The following is a 2149-nucleotide window of genomic DNA, read 5'->3' on the forward strand; positions in this document are numbered from 1 at the left end:
CAACAGCGCGCTTGCCTCGCAGATGCTGCATCTGGTGCATGCCGGGCGCCTGATCCGCATCTTCGGCCAGGAGGACCGCGAGCAGGCTGCGTTCGACACGGCCTCCGACGGCGTGCGGCGCGCCGCCTTCGTGCTGGCGACCCGCCAGGGCGCGCTGCCGCCGCTGACCGAGGTGCTGCATGCGCTGCTGTTCCTGGCGACGGTGATCGCCGCCTTTCTCGCCAATGTCAGCTTCCCGCTGACCGCCGCCTTCCTCATCCTGCTTTACCGGCTGCAGCCGCATATGCGCGCACTGCAGATGTCGTGGAGCCAGTTGCAGGGGCTGTCCGGATCGCTGGAGGAAGTGAGCTGGCTGCTGGACCCCGCCGGCAAGCCAGCGCCACCGCTAGGCAGCTTGCCGTTTCCGGGGCTTGGGGAACGCATTGCCTTCGAGGGCGTGAGCTTCACCTATGCCAGCGAGGAGCAGCGCGCGGCGGTGCTGCACGCCGCGACATTCGACATCAAGGCGGGACGCTCGACGGCGCTGATCGGCCGCTCCGGCGCCGGCAAGACGACGATCGTCAACCTCCTGTGCCGCTTCGTCGAGCCGGATGGCGGCCAGATCCTCGTCGACGGCGCGCCGCTTGACCAGATCGATCCGTCCGGCTGGCGCCGCCACATCGCCTTGGCCAGCCAGGAGCTGGAGTTGGTCGACGGCACCATCCTCGACAACATCACCTATGGCCACGACACCGCCACGGCCGCTGACGCCGAGCGCGCGGCGCGGCTTGCCGAGGCGCATGAGTTCATCGAGCGCCTGCCGCAGGGCTACCAGACGGTCGCCGGCTATCGCGGCGTCAACCTGTCGGCCGGGCAGCGGCAGCGCATCGCGCTGGCGCGGGCGCTGGTGCGCGACCCCGACATACTGATCCTCGACGAGGCCACCAACGCGGTCGACGGGCTGTCGGAAGCGGCGATCGTCGAAACGCTGAAGTCGCGCGCCGGGCGGCGCACGACACTGGTCATCAGCCACCATCACTCAACGATCTCGTTCTGCGACGACGTGGTCATCCTCGACCATGGCAGGGTGAAGAAGCAGGCGCCGTTCGCGACGCTGGCCGCGCGCAGCATGGACGAGCTCTACCAGCCGGAGTGAGGAGTTTTCCTCGCCCCCACGGTGGTGGGGGAGAGGTGGCCAAGCCTCGCCAGAACCTAAGACGCGTGCAACCGGCGGCGCGCCCGCCGGCGATGCGTGGGGTGCGCGGGATCGGCGACCACACCGGCGATCTCGACGACATTGTCCTCGCGGGTCCTGGCGGCGGTGACCCGGTGCAGGCGCTCATAGGGCAGCAGTTCCTTGATGCGGGCGTTGAGCGTGGCGACCTCGGCGCGCAGGTCCTCGCATTCCTGCTTCTGAATATCGAGCTCGATCTGCTCGGAGGCCTGCTGCAGCGAAAGCTGCGAGAGATTGGCGTTGATGGCCGAGAGGTTCATCTTGTCGGTTTCGCTCTCGCTCCGCAGCGCCGCCAGCTTCTCGTCGGCGATCTGCTTTTCGGCGAGCGCGTCGCTGGCCTGCGCCTTGAGCCTGGCGATCTCGGCGGCCGCCTCGCTCGTCTCGCTCGCGGCATGCTCCAGCCGCGCCTGCAGATCCTGGATCTCGGAACGCAGGCCGCGCATCTCCGCTTGACCGCGGGCAAGCTCGGCCTCGCGGTCGCCCTTCATGAGATTGGTCGCCTCGGCCGATTCCTGGAGCTTCGCCTGCGCGCTCTCCAGCGCCTTCTGCAGCCGCGCCTCCTCCTTCTCGCTCCGGCCGAGCGCCGCCACCAGATCGGTGACGCGGGCCGTGTCGGTGGCATGCGAGGCGGCGACCTCGTCCAGCTTGTGGCGCGCCTCGGCCTCGCGCTTCTGCGACTGGTCGAGGTCGATCGCCAGGCTGACCTGCTTTTCCCTCAGCATCTTGCATTCGCTGGCGCTCCGGTTGGCCTCGACGGCCTTGGCCGAAAGCTGCTTGGCGATGTCGCCGAACTCGGCCTCGCGCCGGGCGCCGGCATTGGCCGCCTCGACGAGCTCGAGCCTCGCCGCCGCGAGCGCCGCGCGCAGCGTCTCGCGCTCCTGCACCAGGGCCGCCTCGCGCTGCTGCAGCGCCTCGAAGGCGCCGTCGCGCTCGCGC

General features: G+C 69.5%; 2 protein-coding genes. One reads left to right on the top strand and one right to left on the bottom strand.

The genetic code is table 11. From position 1 onward, the window contains the following. Positions 1 to 1135, top strand: a 1135-nt coding sequence (locus tag EN781_RS31195; RefSeq protein ID WP_145965737.1) for an ABC transporter ATP-binding protein, incomplete at its 5' end; no start/stop codon positions are given. A gap of 56 nt (positions 1136 to 1191) precedes the next feature. Here the strand turns inward: EN781_RS31195 and EN781_RS31200 are convergent. Further along, the coding region (locus EN781_RS31200; protein WP_127400662.1) for a hypothetical protein at positions 1192 to 2149 on the bottom strand (958 nt) is incomplete at its 5' end.

The organism is Mesorhizobium sp. M4A.F.Ca.ET.090.04.2.1 (genome assembly GCF_003999085.1).
Classification (GTDB): domain Bacteria; phylum Pseudomonadota; class Alphaproteobacteria; order Rhizobiales; family Rhizobiaceae; genus Mesorhizobium.